The sequence below is a fragment of the Ahrensia marina genome, from assembly GCF_042140245.1.
Classification (GTDB): Bacteria; Pseudomonadota; Alphaproteobacteria; order Rhizobiales; family MH13; genus MH13.
Genome location: NZ_CP159483.1, coordinates 3,381,569 through 3,397,288 on the forward strand (window position 1 = coordinate 3,381,569; position 15,720 = coordinate 3,397,288).

The window sequence follows — 15,720 nt, forward strand, 5'->3', positions numbered from 1 at the left end:
CTGTCTTTGTTTGAGTCGGTTGGCCCGAAGCCTACATCTCGATGCCGCGTTCGGCCAACAGCTCGCGAACGCGAGCGAGGAAATCAACACTGATCGCATCGCCCCATGCGATGGTCGCTTCAAAAGCTTCCTGATCGGCTTCACGGCGGGTTTCAAGGAAACGCTGTCCAACATCGCTTTGGAAAAAATCGACGATCACTTGAAGATCTTCCTGCGGATACTGCCGGGCATAGACCATCGCGATATCTTCAAAAAGCGGGCCGGTGGCGTCCGCCATTTCAAGATAGGCCTCGTCAGTAACTTCAGTGATCGTCGGGCCAACATCAGGGTTGGTACTGGCAAGAGCGCGGATAAGATCACGACGCTGAGCGTTCAGCGCGTTGATGTACAAAAGGTTCGCCCCCGACAGTTCCGCATAGCGGGCGGCAAGACGCAGATGCTCTTCGCTGATTTCCTGATCCTGGGCCATAGTCGGCGTTGCTGTTGTCAGAACAGGGGCGCTGAGCCCTGCTACGCCCAACACCACCAAACCGGCTTTGGCCGCTTTGTGCAGTGTGCCCAAAACAGTCGTTGTGGCTGAGAAAACGCGTGTCATGTTTGGCCTTCCTTAGGCTTTCTATCGGTGATGCGGCTTGCCGCATTGAAACTTGTTTGCACCCCGCCCCACCAGACATGGCGATCAGGGCGCCTATCCGCCACGGCCTGCGATAGGACGTTCGGTTGCGACGGGCAAGCCGTCATTGCAAGACTATCGGTCCCATATGGCTCCGCTTCATTGCGGTTTAATAACTTCTACAGCGCCGTCCTTGGCAACCAACGCTTGGCTCGCCATAGCGATGAACAGTCCCGTCTCGACGACGCCTGGCACGCCACGCAAGGCGCTATCCAACTGCGCCGCATCACCAATCGCACCAAGCTTGCAATCGACAATCCAATGGCCACCGTCGGTTATCAGCGGGGCGCTGTCGGCCTGCGATGTGGCAAGATTGGGGCGGATCGAAGCGTTGGCTGTGAGACCATGGGATGCACAGACCTCCTCGATCGCATGCAACGTGGCCGCAGCGCCGAACGGGATGATTTCCACCGGAAGCGGGAAAGCGCCGAGCGTTGAAACAAGCTTGCTGCCATCAGCGATCACCAACATGTCTTTGGCGGCCGCTGCCACGATCTTTTCGCGCAGTAAGGCCCCACCGCCGCCCTTAATCAGATTGAGATCAGGATCGATCTCATCAGCGCCGTCGATGGCAAGATCGAGCACTGGGTCTTGCTCCAGATCGGTCAAAGCGATTCCCAGGGTTCGGCATAGCTCGGCCGTGCGTTGCGACGTTGGAACGCCGCGTACCGTCAGCCCATCCTTCACACGTTCGGACAATGCATGGAGAAACGCTTCGGCCGTTGATCCTGTCCCAAGTCCCAACACCATCCCGTCTTTCACTTGAGCGACTGCGGCGCGACCGACTTCGCGTTTGAGGGCGTCTTGATCCATGGCTTGGTCCATTGCGCGGATGGCATCCTTGTGGTTTGAGGCGGTGGTCTGGGCGAGCCCTCGCCTATCACGCTGTTGGTTGGTGCGTCACCCATCGCAGCAGAAATCTCTGTTTAGGATATTGGATGACTGCTTCTTCTCGCCTTTGCGTTTTCGACCTTGATGGCACGCTTGCTGACACAGCACCTGACCTTGTGTCTGCACTCAACCATGTGCTGGCGGCTGAGGGCCTTCCCCAAGCTGATTTTCCGACAGCTCGTGCTTTTGTTGGCCATGGTGCCCGCGTGCTGATTGAGCGGGCCCATCGCGCCCATGATATTGAGTTGGATGATGCTCGAGCCTTGGAGTTGACTGAGCAATTTGTGGGCTACTACGCGCAGAACATAGCTGACGGCACTGTGCTTTTCCCGCACGTGTTGGAGGCAATGGAAGAGATGGCAGAGGATGGCTGGGCGTTTGCGATTTGCACCAACAAACGTGAAGGCCTTGCCCGCCAACTGCTTGATGCGCTTGATCTCACTGAACGGTTCGACGCGATTTGCGGCGGCGATACGTTTGCTGAGCGCAAGCCAAATGGGCAGCACATTCTTAAAACCATAGAGGCTGCCGATGGAAACCCATCACGCTGCGTGATGGTGGGCGATTCGCCGCCCGATGTACTGGCCGCCAAAGACGCCAACGTTCCGGTGATTGCAGTCAGCTTTGGTTACAGCAATGAACCTATAGGTTCGCTTGATCCGGATGTCATCATCGACACCTTTGCCGACCTTCAGGAAAAAGCAGACGCGCTCGTGCCGTCACGGTGATACGGCCCTGATCAACGCTTGACGCTCCTCATGGTGCTGGCTAAGAGGAGCGCCTCGTTGACGGGCGTGTAGCTCAGCGGGAGAGCACTCGCTTCACACGCGAGGGGTCACTGGTTCAATCCCAGTCATGCCCACCATTCTTCGTGATTTGCTTCTGGCGGCCTTTATCCCTCAAGCGCCTGTAGATAGGTGCGCCGCCAGGCATTGACGTCGTTCTCTACCAGCATTTCCATCAAAGCCTGATAGCGGTCGATGCGCTCGCTCTTGTCCATACGCAGCGCCGTTTGGATCGCTTCAGCAACGTCGCCGTCAGAATAGGGGTTGGTGATAACGGCCTGGGTCATCTGTTCGGCAGCGCCGGCAAACTGCGAAAGCACCAGAACGCCCGGATCATTAGGGTCCTGAGCGGCTACATACTCTTTCGCGACCAAATTCATGCCATCGCGCAGCGGCGTCACCAGCCCAACGCGACTGGCGCGATACAGTCCCGCCAATGCGCTGCGGGGCTGACCGCGGGTGGTGAATCGGATCGGCACCCAGTCGATGTCGCCGAAACGTCCGTTCACATGGCCAGAAATCTGTTCCAGCTCCTCGCGGATACGTGCATAGGCGTCCAGTGTTCCGCGCGAAGGCGGCGCGATCTGCAAGAACGACACCCGTCCAGAGTTTTCAGGATAGTCTTCGAGCAGTTTCTTGAAGCCTTTGAATCGTTCTGGCAGGCCTTTGGAATAGTCGATCCGGTCTACGCCAATGATCTGCTGACGACCGTTCAGCAAACGCTCAGCGCGCGCTTGCGCAATCTGCGCATCCTCTGTTGTGGCCAGTTCGGCAAAGCTTTGCGCGTCAATGGCAATGGGAAAGGCTTTCACGGTCAGATCGCGACCCATGATGCGCACGGTTGTCAGGCTCGTCCGCTCGCCCCCTTCAGCAAGCATAAGCGCGATCATGTTTTCCGCGTCGCCCTGTGTCTGGAAACCCAAAACATCATAGGCCAGCAGCGCTCGCAGCATGTCATCCGCCCTGGGCAACACGTTGAAGACGTCCGGTGGCGGGAACGGTATGTGCAGGAAAAAACCGATGCGATTGCTCGCCTCTGCCATGCGCAACTGCTGGGCAAACGTTAGGTAGTGATAGTCCTGAACCCAAATCAGATCATCGGGTCCGACCATCGAGGCAAGGCGGGTGGCAAAGCGTTGGTTGACGCGCTTATACCCGTCCTCATCTTTCGGGTCATAGTCGATGAGGTCGGTGCGGTAATGCAGCAGTGGCCAGAGCACGCGGTTGGCATAACCTTCGTAAAACTGGCTGTGGTCTTCCTCTGTCATGTCCAGGGTGGCGAGCGTGATCGCTGTCGACCCTGATCCGTGGACGTCGCGATTGACCGGCCCCCATGTGCCGGAATCTGAAAGCTCGCCTGACCAGCCGAACCAAAGCCCGCCGCGCTCTTTGAGTGCATCGGCCATGGCTACGGCAAGGCCTCCTGCTTTGCCGCCACTGACCAAGGGGCCGACTCGGTTGGAGACAACGACGAGACGACGGTTTGGCTCGGACATGCAGGAGGAATCCTTTCTGAAGGTAAGTTACCCTGTGAGCAGTTGCAGCATTTTATGGGTTTGCTGCACCGTGTCCAACCTCAACGTGGCATGGGACAGACCGGTTCCATCCGGGCCGTCGCCGATCTGCACGCCAAACCCGCCCAGCTCCTTAGCAACCGCCATGCCGTCATTGTCGGTGGTGTCATCACCGATCATGACTGGCTGTGCGCCCTCCCACCCCGGCAGCTCTACAAGACGCTTGATGGCCGTGCCCTTATTTTCGCTGGCAAGGCGAAGCTCCACAATGCCTTTGCCGCTGCCAATGTGAACGTCCGCACGGGGGGCCACCAGCTGGGTCAGATGGGCCAGAATGGTGTCATGCGCGTCCGGGTTGGGGCGGGTGTGAACAACAATCGCCGTGCCTTTGTCTTCCACATAAACACCGGGGTGCGCTTCAACCGTCTGAGCAACATCTGGGCGCAGGGTATCGAGATCGTGGGCATCGAGCAGCGATTGCACCTCCACGCTGCCAGCGGCGGAAAACTGTGCACCGTGGCTGGAGGCAACGGGAAAAGCCGTCAGGTCTAGATAGCGCGACAGATCGGCATGGGTCCGACCGGTGATAATCGCGACACAGCCTTTCAAGCGTCTCGCCAAAGCATTGAGACGCCCAGGCAGATCATCGGCGACGGTGATGGCCTCTGGGCGTGGCGCGATTTCCACCAACACACCGTCAAAATCCAAGCACAACGCTGGTTTTGGCAGGGCGAGGATGGCATCGGCGACCGCTTGGATCATTCGCTCGCGTCTAACGGTTTAGCCCGTCTGCCCATATGGATCTCGACCGCGGTCACAACTTCTTCCCAAGCCTGCCGAACACCCTTCGTCCCTCCCGAAGCGAGCACTGGGCCACGACTGGTCTGAATGAACAGCTCAGTCTTGGCATCACGCCCTTCTGGCTCGATGGTGAAGCCGTTGACAGCGTCAAAAGGGATGCGCTGCACATTGGTGCCCGCCACGCCCCAGCGCTTGGCGACCACCAGTTTCTTATCCATATCAACGATGAGTTGCGTGGCGACCAGTCGGTCAAAGCCAAGTTTCACTAGGGCCAGCCCGGCGATCGCGTAGAACGCGGTGGCCGACGAAACCAAGTTGCCATCAACGGCCCGCCCTAAAGCCGCCGCCAAGGAAACAACACCAAGGGTGAGCAGAAACGCGCCCCAACCCAAGGATTGGTCGGTCACAAGCAGATCGTTGCCGTGGGTTGTTATGCGCATGAGGCCCCTTCGAATTGGATGATGACAACGTTATGGATCACGGCAATTCAGAGGCAAGGTACGGAACCATAAATGATGCGTCGCAACATCGCGAACTCGCCCCGCTTGTTCTTCGTGCTACCGTGCAGATCGAAACATCATTAAACACCTGTTAATGCTTATTTTTTCCGCAATCATTCGCTATGCAAAAAACGCATGGCAAAGGTGCGTTTTCCGATCTACTCCTGCGGCTATGATGAGCCTATGTGCGCTGCAACAACGAATTGCACCAACCTTTCTTGCAACGCTCAACCAGAAGGATTCCTACAATGATCAACCGCATGATCTCCCCGATTGTTCGTTTCGCCCGCGGCGTGGAAGCTGCTTGGGCGTTTGCCGACGAACTGCAGACCAATGCGCGTCTCGACAACACCCTCGGTGTTCGCTCGGCCGTTGCTGGCCTGTGGAATGGCTACCGCGGCTAAACCCTCCTCGCTTTATGTTTACAAGCCATCGTCTGATCCGTCAGGCGGTGGCTTTTTCTTTGTCGTAGCTGTCGCGCTTTTCATCCAGCGTTTGAGCGAAATCGTCCAGAAAGGCCCAGGTGTAGAAGCCGGTATCGTGCCCATCGTCGAACACCAGTCGCACAGCATAGCTGCCCACGCGCTCAACGGAGCGGATCGCGACATCCTCTTTTCCTAGCACCAGCTTCTTGGGGCCGCTGCCATGACCCTGAACTTCTGCCGATGGCGAGTAGACGCGCAGGAGCTCGGCGGGCAGATCAGCCTGCAACCCATCGTCGAAGCTCACTTGAAGCGTTTTTTTGCCGGCCTTGAGCCGTAATTCCGTTGGCCAGCGGCCCGGTTTGCTCTCGGTCATGGTTCCCCACCACAGTGTGTGACAGTGTGAGCGCCAAATCCGCTTTACACAGCGGCAGCACGGCTTAGGATCGGATCCATAATGACGCTTACCACAACCCAGCCCTCGCTCATTGACCCATTTGGTCGCACGATCAGCTATCTGCGCGTTTCGGTGACAGATCGTTGTGATTTTCGCTGTGTTTACTGCATGGCCGAAGACATGACGTTCCTGCCCAAGCGGGACCTTTTGACGCTGGAAGAGCTTGACCGGCTCTGTTCGGCCTTCATCGCGCGCGGCGTGAAGAAGCTGCGCCTTACCGGCGGTGAGCCACTGGTGCGCAAAAATTTGATGAGCCTGATCGAAGGCCTGTCACGGCATTTAATGTCCGGTGATCTGGAAGAGCTGACCCTCACAACCAATGGCTCACAGCTGCGTCAGCACGCACAGGCACTTTACCAGCACGGCGTGCGCCGCGTGAATGTGTCGCTCGACACGCTGGATGCTGACAAGTTCAAGGCCATCACGCGCTGGGGTGATTTCGATCGCGTGATGGATGGCATCCAGGCTGCGCAGGATGCTGGCCTCAAAGTGAAGCTGAACGCGGTCGCACTGCGTGGCTTCAACGAGGACGAAATCCCCTCCATGATCGCCTTTGCCCATGAGCGTGACATGGACCTGACTCTTATTGAAACCATGCCGCTTGGCGACATTGATGGAGATCGTACCGACCAGTATTTGCCGCTCTCCCAGGTGCGAAAAGGATTGGAAGGCGCTTTCACACTGACTGATCTGCCCGATCAAACCGGTGGACCCGCGCGTTATGTGCGCATTGAAGAGACGGGTGGACGCCTGGGCTTCATCACACCTTTGACCCACAATTTTTGTGAGAGCTGCAATCGCGTACGCGTCACCTGCACCGGCACGCTTTACATGTGCCTTGGTCAAGACGACGCTGCTGATCTGCGAGAACCGTTACGTGCCTCAGAGGGCGATGAGCTTCTGCAACGGGCCATCGATGAAGCGATTGGCCGCAAGCCTAAGGGTCATGACTTTGTGATTGACCGAACAGGTCAGGCGCCTGCGGTTGCCCGTCATATGAGCATGACCGGCGGATAATCCAGGCGACATACGCGCTGAACTGGCTTGCGCTTAACGTCGGTTTGGCCCACCAATGAGGCACAAGGCGAGCGTGACGCTGTGGCCTTCTGTCCGCTTGCGACATCTCACAATGACACGTTCAGACAACACGCGGGGCATCATTGCCACCTGTCTTGCGATGATTGGTTTCATCGGTACCGACAGCTGCATCAAGCTGGCCGCCCAAGATATGCCGGTCAGCCAAATGATCGCGCTACGCGGCATTGCGATCCTCGCCATTTTGGTGGCGATGGCCTTTGCCACGGGCGCCCATAAGTCGCTACCAACGTTCAAAGACAAAGCTGTTGGTCTGCGCGCTTTTGGCGAGTGCATGGCAACACTGCTCTATTACAATGCCATCATTGCCATCCCCATCGCCAATGCCAACGCTGTGCTGCAAACGATCCCACTGGTGATCGTGGCGGTGGCCGCGCTCTTCTTCAAAGAGAAGGTGGGGTGGCGTCGTTGGACGGTGATTTTGGTCGGTTTTTCGGGCGTGCTGCTGATCATCCAGCCAGGCAGCGATGGGTTTTTGCCCGCCAGCCTTTGGGCCGTGGCCGCCGTGGTGTTCTTCGTCATTCGCGATATGGCCACGCGCTACATTGATCCACGTTTGCCGGCGGTTTCCATCAATCTGGTGACCAGCGCATCGGTGATGGTGATGGGCTTCATCCTGGCGTTCTTCCAAGAGTGGGTGACGCCGACACCTCAGGCACTGGCACTGCTCGGCTTGTCGGCCTGTTTCCTCACCATGGGGTATTTGGCTGTCACGGTTGCTATGCGTAGCGGGGATGTGTCGGTGACGTCACCGTTCCGCTACTCCATTGTGCTGTGGGCACTGGCCATCGATGCACTGGTGTTTGGCAATCGGCCTGATCTTTCCATGATCGTTGGTCTGACGATTGTGGTGGCCAGCGGCATCTACATGATTGTGCGTGAGCAGCAGATCAAACGTCAGAGTGCTGAGCCCTAACGCCAAGCATCACGCCTCCTCGTAGGGAAGCTCCAGCTCGCGGTGGATCCATTCGGTGAAAGCGGCAACCTTCGGCTTCAAACGGGCCGTTGGCGGCATCACGAGGAAAAACGACAAAGCGGTTCTCAGCCGAAGGTCCGGAAACGGCTCTACGAGAACCCCCTTTTCGATATCGCCAATCGCCAATGATGTGCGAGCCAATGCGACTCCAGCCCCACGCGCTGCCGCATCAATGGCGTGGTCAGCATGGTTGAATCGCAGTCCCCTCACCTCGCCGGTATACGTCACCTTGGCGTGGTCAAACCAAGTGAGCCATGTCGGCGCTTCTTTGGTGAACGCCATGGACTCATCGATGATCAAAGGCTGGGCGGCGATATCTTGCGCTGCGGTCAGCGGATGGGTTTCTAGAAAGTCAGGGGAAACCAGCACCGTGACCTCATCACCCATCAGGTGAAACTGTTCCAAGCCAGGATAGTTGCCGAGCCCAAAACGGATGCCGACATCCACGCCATCACGGTTGAAATCAACCAGCTTCAGACTGGCTGAAATGCGCACCTCAATCTCTGGATGTTCATCCATGAAACTGAACAGGCGCGGGGACAGCCACTTGGCCGCAAAGGATGGGCCAGTGGAGACCACCAGAACATTTTCAGGCGTGTCGGCAGAGAGACGATCAACCGCAACACGCATGCGCGCGAACGCCTCACGGATATCGGGGTAAAGCGTTTCTCCCGCTTCCGTCAGCATGATCGCGCGGTTCAGCCTGGCAAACAGCTCCACCCCCAAACGATCTTCCAGCGAGCGCACCTGATAGGACACGGCCGACGGCGTGAGGTTTAACTCCTCAGCTGCTGCGGCAAAGCTCATATGGCGCGCTGTGGCTTCAAAAGCTTGCAGTCCGTTGAGTGTCGGCAAGCGCGGCATGGCGATCCCTTCAGATCAAATTTCTTGATGTGACGTCGCAATCTACCCGTTTGTTGTCCCTGCTGGCAAGGCGCATACATCGATCAACGCCAACAGCCACATCAAATTCCCCCAAGAAAGGATCCCCTCCCATGTTGGACATCACCTCACGCCGAACTCTTCGTTACCATATTGACGCGGCGCACACCGCACGCGCTCAGGCTTGGGCATACTTCTTCAACGCCCTGCTGCACCGGCATTAGGGCTGTCTTTCCGAAAGGCAAACTTATGCTGATCGTTTCCTCCCGACCCGCGATCCAAGCACATCTTCAACAAGGCCGCAGACTGCGTGCTCAGGTTTGGGCACAGGCATCTGGCTTTTTGGTCAAGCTGGTCTGGCCCCTCAAATTCCGCCAATCCCGACGAGATGCACCCTCCTACCGTGCACCAATGGGCGCCGCGCCAACCTAGGGTGGCAACCTTGCCAACAGTGATGGTTGCCCCTTGGCGGGGACCATCTGACGGTCTACATTCCAACTATCTTATGGCGTCGCAGGCTTGTATGCCCTGCGGCGCCTTTTTCCTGTTTTGACTCCCAACCGAGAGCACTGCCTGGGCATGGCCGACGCCACCGCCGACCTGCCGCTTGCCAAGCGGCCAAGCACGTTTTTGTTGGTGCTGATCGTTTCGATCAGCCCGCTCACGATGCACATCTATCTGCCGTCGCTGCCGGGGCTTGCCGCTGATCTTCAGGCCAGTGACGCGCAGGTTCAGCTGACGCTATCAGTCTATCTGTTTGCCGTTGCTGTCACGCAATTGATCATTGGCCCGCTCTCTGATCGGTTTGGCCGACGGCCAATGCTCATTTGGGGCTTGGTTATCTTTCTTATCGCAACGGTTTTTTGCCGTTTTGCCACCAGCATTGATGGGCTGATCATTGCGCGTGGCTTCCAAGCCATTGGTGGTTGCGCGGGCATGGTGATCGGCCGTGCGATCGTGCGCGATATCGCCTCGCGCGATCAGGCAGCCAGCCTTCTTGGCTATGTGACGATGGGCATGGCCATTGCCCAAATGATTGGCCCGGTTATCGGCGGTTTTCTTGACGGGTTTTACGGCTGGCGCGCGTCTTTTGACCTTCTGCTTTTGCTTGGTGTTGTTCTTTTGGCATTGGTCTTCACGACGCTACGGGAAACGCACCAAGCCAAGCAGTCAGCATTCTCGCCAACCGCTTTGTGGAACAGCCATGCAGCGCTGCTGGGAGAAGCACGTTTTTGGGCGTTCTCTCTTACAGGCGCGATGGCATCAGGTGTCTTTTTCGCCTTTCTAGGAGGCGGACCCATTATCTCTCAACGAGAGCTTGGTTTGGCGCCGGTTGAGTATGGCCTCTACTTCACCCTGATTGCGGCCGGCTATGCGCTTGGCAATTACATTTCAGGGCGCTTTTCGGTGCATTTTGGACCACCGCGTATGATCCTTTATGGCAACGTGATGGCTTTGCTCGCCATGATTTTGATGGCGATCCTTATCGCGTTTGGCGCGCTGCATCCCCTGTCCCTGTTCGGTCCGATGCTGCTGTCATCGCTTGCCAATGGGCTGACCATGCCCAACTCCATCTCCGGCGCGCTGTCTGTCAGGCCGGAACTGGCTGGCACGGCCTCAGGCCTCAGCGGCTCCCTGCAAGTGATGGTGGGCGCAATGGCGACCGTTGTCGTCGGATGGACATTGCATTTGGGGCTCTGGCCGCTGATCACACTGATGGCGGTGCTGGCGGTTCTGGCCCTGATTGCTGGCATGACTGCCAACGCATTGGAAAAGCGCGCCAGCGCGGCGGCTACGCCGGCTCCAACTCATCTTCAATAACAATCTGCGGCGGCTTGCGCTTGCCTGCTTTGCGCGCCTCCACGTCCTGCCACATGGTGCGTGCGATGGCGCTGTAGACGTTCGCGTGCGCCCCCTCGGGCGCGGTTACTCCGATGGGTGTTCCGGCGTCTGAGGTTTCGCGGATGTCAATGTGCAGTGGGATCTCGCCCAAAAACGGTACACCAAACTTGGCTGCGTCTTCGCGGGCGCCGCCATGGCCAAAGATGTGCGCCTCATGCCCGCATTGCGGGCACACATAGCTCGACATGTTCTCAACAATCCCAAGGATTGGCACCTCAACCTTCTGGAACATCGCTACCCCTTTGCGGGCATCGATTAATGCAAGGTCCTGGGGCGTGGAGACAATCACCGCACCATCGAGCGGCACCTGTTGAGAGATGGTCAACTGCGTGTCACCAGTACCTGGCGGCATATCGATCAGCATGACATCCAAGGGCTCACCCTTGGGCGCCCAGGCAACGTCTGACAACATCTGCGTGAGGGCAGACACCACCATGGGCGCGCGCCACACCATGGGTGTTCCTTCCTCGATCAAGAACCCCATCGACATAACTTTCACGCCATGTCCTGTTGGAGGCGTGGCCTGCTTGCTTTCATCAAACTTGGGGGGTGATGACACGCCAAAAAGCCTAGGGATCGACGGGCCGTAAACATCGGCATCGAGGACACCGACGTTCAAGCCTTGCGCAGCGAGCGCGATGGCAAGGTTGGCCGTTGTGGTGGATTTCCCAACACCGCCCTTGCCTGATGCCACAGCTATGATGGCGCCGATGCCGGAAAAGTCGATGCCGCCAATGCGCCGTTGGTTGGCTGGTGGCACAGCAGGCTTGGCAGCAGGTTTGGGGGTCGGTGGTTTGGCTTTGGTTGGCTTAATGCTGCTCGGCGGCACCACGCGCTCGGCAGGTGCCTCAGCGCTCAGCACAATGAAAGCTTGCTTGACCTCTGGCAACGCGTTCAGTGTCACCTCAAGCGCATCGCGAATGGGCTGATAGGTTGGCACATCATCCGGCGCCACTGAGAGCGTAAGAAACAGGCGGCCATCGTTCAAAGAAGGTGGTGACATCACGCCTGTTTTAGACAATGGCAAACCAGATTTGGGGTCAATGATCTGATCAATCGCTTGACCAACCGCATCGTCTTCAACGCGTTTGGGGGCCTGCCCACCAAACATCGACTTGATCTTATCCCACACGCTTATCTTGTCCTTGTTGGCACTTTGTAACCAGCGCAAAGATACACGGCTTGGCTTGGCGTCCAAACCGGTTTCTGTCTTGCCGCTACGGCACTCTAACCGATGATGATGAAAGACACATCAGCCGCACAGTCGCAGTGCTGCTTTTGCGGGCAGGCGCTGAAAAAGAGGCGCTTTCAAGGCCATGTCCCATTGCACCGCCGCCGCAAATGGTGTGTTTTGGCTTCTGCCTTGCATAACCTTGAGCATGATGATGACAAAAGGAGTGCAAGAGCCACCAGGGAACGATTTAGGAAACTGCATATGACAGGATTTAATCGCATCGCCATCGCGGCGATCACCACGCTCGGCGTCATCGCCGGTGCAAGCTCCGTGGCCGCACAGGATGTTGTGCGCATCGGTACCGAGGGGGCCTACCCTCCGTTCAACTTCACAGACAGTGATGGCAATCTGGTCGGTTTTGAAATCGATCTGGCGGTTGCGCTTTGCGAAGAAATGGATGTGACCTGCGAATTCGTCGCGCAGGATTGGGACGGCATTATCCCTGCTCTTTTGGCCAACCGTTACGACGCCATTATGGCCTCCATGTCGATCACCGAAGAGCGCATGGAAATTGTCGACTTCTCCGACAAATACTATCAGACCCCTGCCCGCTTCGCTGTACGTGATGGTTCTGACATCACCGACACATCGCCTGAAGCCCTGGCGGGTATGACCATCGGCGCGCAATCCGCCACGATCCACGCCAACTTCCTGGAAGATGTCTACAGCGAGTCGGACATCCGCCTTTATCCAACGCAAGATGAGGCCAATCTCGATCTGGCCGCTGGCCGCATTGATCTGATCCTCGCCGATTCCATCGTGCTCTACGAGTGGATGGAAACAGATGACGGCTCGTGCTGCACATTCGTGGGCGATGCCTACAACGATCCGGCTTACTTTGGGTTTGGTGTTGGTGCTGCCGTTCGCCAAGGCGATGATGAGCTGCGTGAGCGCTTCAACGCTGCCATCGCTGCTGTGATTGAAAACGGCACCTATCAGGAAATCAGCGAAAAATATTTCCCGTTCTCGGTCTACTGATCGGACCGTTGAAGACAAACGCCGCGCGCAAACCAAGTGCGCGGCGTGATCTGCCAGACTGACCGGCCTTAGAAGTCAGCGGATGGCAGAGGAGCGTGCATGAGTGAGTTTTTGGGACTGTTGGCCTGGGGGGCCGAGGGATGGGGGGATGAGCTGGCCGCTGGTGCCTGGCTCACCATTCGTCTTGCGCTGGTCACCCTGCCCTTTGGCCTTTTGCTGGGCTTAGTGATCGCGCTCGCCAAAGAATCCGACAACACCTATCTGCGTGCGCTGGGCAACACCTACACAACCGTGTTTAGGGGCCTGCCTGAACTGCTGACCCTGTTTGTCATCTACAATATGGTGCAGCTGCTTGCGAACCGCATTGTGCAATTGGTGGCACCTGGTTCTTCGTTTGAAATCAGCGGCTTTGCTGCCGGTGTGGTGGCCTTGGGTGTCGTTTTCGGCGCGTTCTCCTCTGAGGTTTTTCTAGGCGCTATCCGCTCTGTTCCCAAAGGTCAGGGTGAGGCTGGACGCTCACTGGGTTTAACAGCTGTCCAAACATTCGCCCTGATCACTTTGCCCCAACTCTGGCGATTGGCGCTGCCTGGCCTTGGCAACCTTTGGCTCGTCCTCATCAAAGACACATCTCTTGTTTCGGTGATCGCGCTCAACGATCTGTTGAGGCAGACACAGGTGGCTGTCGGCGTGACCAAGGAGCCGTTCTTTTTCTACCTCGTGGCTTGCCTCATCTATCTGGCGTTCACGCTTATCTCGACGGTTGGCACCAATGCGCTTGAGCGTCGCGCCAACCGGGGGTTTGCGGCGCGATGACGGATCAAACGGTGAGCACAACCGCATCAGCGGTCGGCCGTACGGCACCTAAAAAACCTCCCGTTGCCAAAGGTCCGTTCGGCTTGGACAAGGCCCTGTTCGACAAGCTGGTGCTGGCTGCGATCATCGTCGCCCTGGCTGCTTGGATCATTCCCAGCATTAACTGGCGCCTCGTCGATCGATATTGGGACCGCTATTTGGAAGGCATTGTTGTCACCTTCCAACTGGTGCTCCTCTCGGTCAGCGTCGGTGCGGTGTTGTCGCTGCCCGTAGCTCTGGCGCGGCTTTCAACCCGAGCGTGGTTGACCCTGCCTGCACGCGCTTACATCACGTTTTTCCGTGGCACACCGCTGCTGGCGCAGCTGTTCCTGCTCTACTACGGGGCCGGACAGTTTAACGAAGCCTTGGAGGCGGCTGGGCTTTGGTGGTTCTTCCGCGAGCCTTTCTACGTCGCCGCGCTTACCTTCACACTCAATACCGCTGCCTATCAGGCCGAAATCATGCGCGGGGCCATTCAGTCGCTTCCTGCCGGCCAAGCCGAGGCTGCCCAGGCGCTTGGCATGCGCCGTTGGCCGACTTTTTTCAAAGTCATCCTGCCTCAGGCCTACATTGTGGCGCTGCGCCCGCTCGGCAATGAGCTGATTCTGATGATCAAAGGCTCGGCCATCGCCTCCATCGTCACAGTGCTCGATCTGATGGGCGTGACCAACCTTGCTTATGCGCGCTCCTTCAACTTCCAAGCCTTCTTTTGGGCTGCGCTTCTCTATCTGATCGCGGTGGAAGTGGTGCGCCGCGTTTGGGACCGCGTCGAGCGCCGCCTCACCCGTCATTTGGCGCTCGCCCACTAGTCACGGCCTGCTCGGCGGCCTATGCCCTGCCTCAACATATGTTTGAAGGAGAGCGTCACGATGGCGAAAGTTGCATTTTTGGGTTTGGGCGTCATGGGATACCCGATGGCGGGGCACCTTGCCGAAAAAGGCGGGCACGACGTCACAGTTTACAACCGCACCGATATCAAAGCTGAAAAGTGGGTTGATCAGTATGGTGGCGAGATGGCGCCAACCCCCGCTGAAGCCGCTAAGGGTTGCGACATGGTGTTTGCCTGCGTTGGCAATGATGATGATCTTCGCAGCGTCACCACCGGGCCTGATGGGGCTTTCCAGTCTATGAGCGCTGACACGATTTTCGTTGATCATACAACAGCGTCCGCCGAAGTTGCCCGTGAGCTCAGTGCAGCAGCGCAAGCCGCTGGCTTTCATTTCATCGATGGCCCCATCTCTGGTGGACAAGCCGGCGCTGAAAACGGTGCTTTGACGGTGATGTGTGGCGGCGACCAAGCCATCTTTGATCGGGCAAAACCTGCCATCGATTGCTACGCCAAACAGGTTGGCCTGATGGGCCCTGTCGGCGCCGGTCAGCTTACAAAAATGGTCAATCAGATCTGCATTGCCGGTCTGGTGCAGGGCCTTTCTGAGGCGATTGCTTTTGCACAAAAAGCCGACCTCGATGTCGAGGCGGTCATTGGTGTGATTTCCAAAGGTGCAGCGCAAAGCTGGCAGATGGAAAACCGTTGGAAAACGATGAGCGAAGACCAGTTCGACCACGGCTTTGCCGTCGACTGGATGCGCAAGGACCTTGGCATTCTGCTCGATGAGGCCAAGCGCAACGGCGCTTCTCTGCCCGTTACCGCGCTGGTGGATCAGTTTTATGCCGATGTGCAACGCATGGGCGGCGATCGCTGGGACACCTCAAGTCTGCTTAAACGCTTGACCTGATCACACGCTGCCAGACGCCGCC

At 57.6% G+C, this 15,720-nt stretch carries 17 protein-coding genes and 1 tRNA gene; 10 read left to right on the top strand and 8 right to left on the bottom strand.

Annotation, left to right across the window (positions count from 1 at the left end; all coding sequences use genetic code 11):
- Positions 1 to 31 precede the first annotated feature (31 nt).
- On the bottom strand, positions 32 to 595 hold the full coding sequence (locus ABWH92_RS16355; protein WP_375570181.1) for a DUF2059 domain-containing protein: 564 nt from the start codon (positions 593 to 595) through the stop codon (positions 32 to 34).
- A gap of 177 nt (positions 596 to 772) precedes the next feature.
- Positions 773 to 1,486 carry a ribose-5-phosphate isomerase RpiA gene (gene rpiA / locus ABWH92_RS16360; RefSeq protein WP_375570183.1) on the bottom strand — a complete coding sequence of 238 codons (714 nt, stop codon included), beginning with the start codon at positions 1,484 to 1,486 and terminating at the stop codon, positions 773 to 775.
- Positions 1,487 to 1,611: 125 nt separating this feature from the next.
- On the opposite strand from rpiA, the gene gph reads away from it, so the two are divergent.
- The gene (gene gph, locus ABWH92_RS16365; RefSeq protein WP_375570185.1) at positions 1,612 to 2,292 is read left to right on the top strand and encodes a phosphoglycolate phosphatase; all 681 of its coding nucleotides are present in this window, start codon (positions 1,612 to 1,614) and stop codon (positions 2,290 to 2,292) included.
- A gap of 62 nt (positions 2,293 to 2,354) precedes the next feature.
- Positions 2,355 to 2,429: transfer RNA gene (locus tag ABWH92_RS16370), tRNA-Val, on the top strand.
- 27 nt (positions 2,430 to 2,456) lie between these two features.
- Here the strand turns inward: ABWH92_RS16370 and ABWH92_RS16375 are convergent.
- Genes ABWH92_RS16375 through ABWH92_RS16385 form a run of 3 tightly spaced genes read right to left on the bottom strand, consistent with a single transcriptional unit; the run spans position 2,457 to position 5,104 of the window.
- Positions 2,457 to 3,845 (bottom strand): trehalose-6-phosphate synthase, encoded by a 1,389-nt coding sequence (locus tag ABWH92_RS16375; protein ID WP_375570187.1) that lies wholly within the window; start codon positions 3,843 to 3,845, stop codon positions 2,457 to 2,459.
- Positions 3,846 to 3,872: 27 nt separating this feature from the next.
- Positions 3,873 to 4,625, bottom strand: a complete 753-nt coding sequence (otsB, locus tag ABWH92_RS16380) for a trehalose-phosphatase (protein WP_375570189.1) — start codon at positions 4,623 to 4,625, stop codon at positions 3,873 to 3,875.
- Positions 4,622 to 5,104: a hypothetical protein gene (locus ABWH92_RS16385; protein ID WP_375570191.1), complete on the bottom strand. Its 483-nt coding sequence runs from the start codon at positions 5,102 to 5,104 to the stop codon at positions 4,622 to 4,624. Before ABWH92_RS16385 ends, otsB begins: the two co-directional genes overlap by 4 nt.
- Positions 5,105 to 5,412: 308 nt before the next feature.
- On the opposite strand from ABWH92_RS16385, the gene ABWH92_RS16390 reads away from it, so the two are divergent.
- On the top strand, positions 5,413 to 5,568 hold the full coding sequence (locus tag ABWH92_RS16390; protein ID WP_375570192.1) for a hypothetical protein: 156 nt from the start codon (positions 5,413 to 5,415) through the stop codon (positions 5,566 to 5,568).
- Positions 5,569 to 5,608: 40 nt separating this feature from the next.
- Here ABWH92_RS16390 and ABWH92_RS16395 read toward each other — a convergent pair whose 3' ends face one another.
- A complete protein-coding gene (locus ABWH92_RS16395) occupies positions 5,609 to 5,962 on the bottom strand; it encodes a gamma-butyrobetaine hydroxylase-like domain-containing protein (RefSeq protein ID WP_375570194.1) in 354 nt (117 codons plus the stop codon).
- 81 nt (positions 5,963 to 6,043) lie between these two features.
- Between ABWH92_RS16395 and moaA the strand changes: the two genes are divergently transcribed.
- Together moaA and ABWH92_RS16405 are read left to right on the top strand one after the other, a co-directional pair.
- Complete coding sequence (gene moaA, locus ABWH92_RS16400) at positions 6,044 to 7,060, top strand: GTP 3',8-cyclase MoaA (RefSeq protein WP_375570196.1); 1,017 nt, start codon at positions 6,044 to 6,046, stop codon at positions 7,058 to 7,060.
- Between the two features lie 112 nt (positions 7,061 to 7,172).
- A complete protein-coding gene (locus ABWH92_RS16405; RefSeq protein WP_375570198.1) occupies positions 7,173 to 8,054 on the top strand; it encodes a DMT family transporter in 882 nt (293 codons plus the stop codon).
- Positions 8,055 to 8,063: 9 nt separating this feature from the next.
- On the opposite strand, the gene gcvA is transcribed toward ABWH92_RS16405, so the two are convergent.
- Entirely contained in the window at positions 8,064 to 8,978 is a 915-nt protein-coding gene (gene gcvA, locus ABWH92_RS16410) for a transcriptional regulator GcvA (RefSeq protein WP_375570200.1), read from the bottom strand.
- Between the two features lie 597 nt (positions 8,979 to 9,575).
- Here gcvA and ABWH92_RS16415 point away from each other — a divergent pair.
- Positions 9,576 to 10,817, top strand: coding sequence for a multidrug effflux MFS transporter (locus ABWH92_RS16415; RefSeq protein WP_375570202.1), 1,242 nt, complete (start codon positions 9,576 to 9,578; stop codon positions 10,815 to 10,817).
- Here ABWH92_RS16415 and ABWH92_RS16420 read toward each other — a convergent pair.
- Positions 10,789 to 12,030 (bottom strand): P-loop NTPase, encoded by a 1,242-nt coding sequence (locus ABWH92_RS16420; RefSeq protein WP_375570204.1) that lies wholly within the window; start codon positions 12,028 to 12,030, stop codon positions 10,789 to 10,791. The genes ABWH92_RS16415 and ABWH92_RS16420 overlap by 29 nt on opposite strands.
- A gap of 303 nt (positions 12,031 to 12,333) precedes the next feature.
- Between ABWH92_RS16420 and ABWH92_RS16425 the strand changes: the two genes are divergently transcribed.
- The 4 genes from ABWH92_RS16425 to ABWH92_RS16440 all read left to right on the top strand — a co-directional run bounded on the left by ABWH92_RS16425 (position 12,334) and on the right by ABWH92_RS16440 (position 15,698).
- Positions 12,334 to 13,110, top strand: a complete 777-nt coding sequence (locus tag ABWH92_RS16425) for an ABC transporter substrate-binding protein (RefSeq protein ID WP_375570205.1) — start codon at positions 12,334 to 12,336, stop codon at positions 13,108 to 13,110.
- Between the two features lie 99 nt (positions 13,111 to 13,209).
- Entirely contained in the window at positions 13,210 to 13,923 is a 714-nt protein-coding gene (locus tag ABWH92_RS16430) for an ABC transporter permease (protein WP_375570206.1), read from the top strand.
- Positions 13,920 to 14,771 carry an ABC transporter permease gene (locus ABWH92_RS16435; RefSeq protein WP_375570207.1) on the top strand — a complete coding sequence of 284 codons (852 nt, stop codon included), beginning with the start codon at positions 13,920 to 13,922 and terminating at the stop codon, positions 14,769 to 14,771. The genes ABWH92_RS16430 and ABWH92_RS16435 overlap by 4 nt, the downstream gene beginning before the upstream one ends.
- Positions 14,772 to 14,831: 60 nt before the next feature.
- The gene (locus tag ABWH92_RS16440) at positions 14,832 to 15,698 is read left to right on the top strand and encodes an NAD(P)-dependent oxidoreductase (protein WP_375570209.1); all 867 of its coding nucleotides are present in this window, start codon (positions 14,832 to 14,834) and stop codon (positions 15,696 to 15,698) included.
- The last annotated feature ends 22 nt before the right edge of the window (positions 15,699 to 15,720 follow it).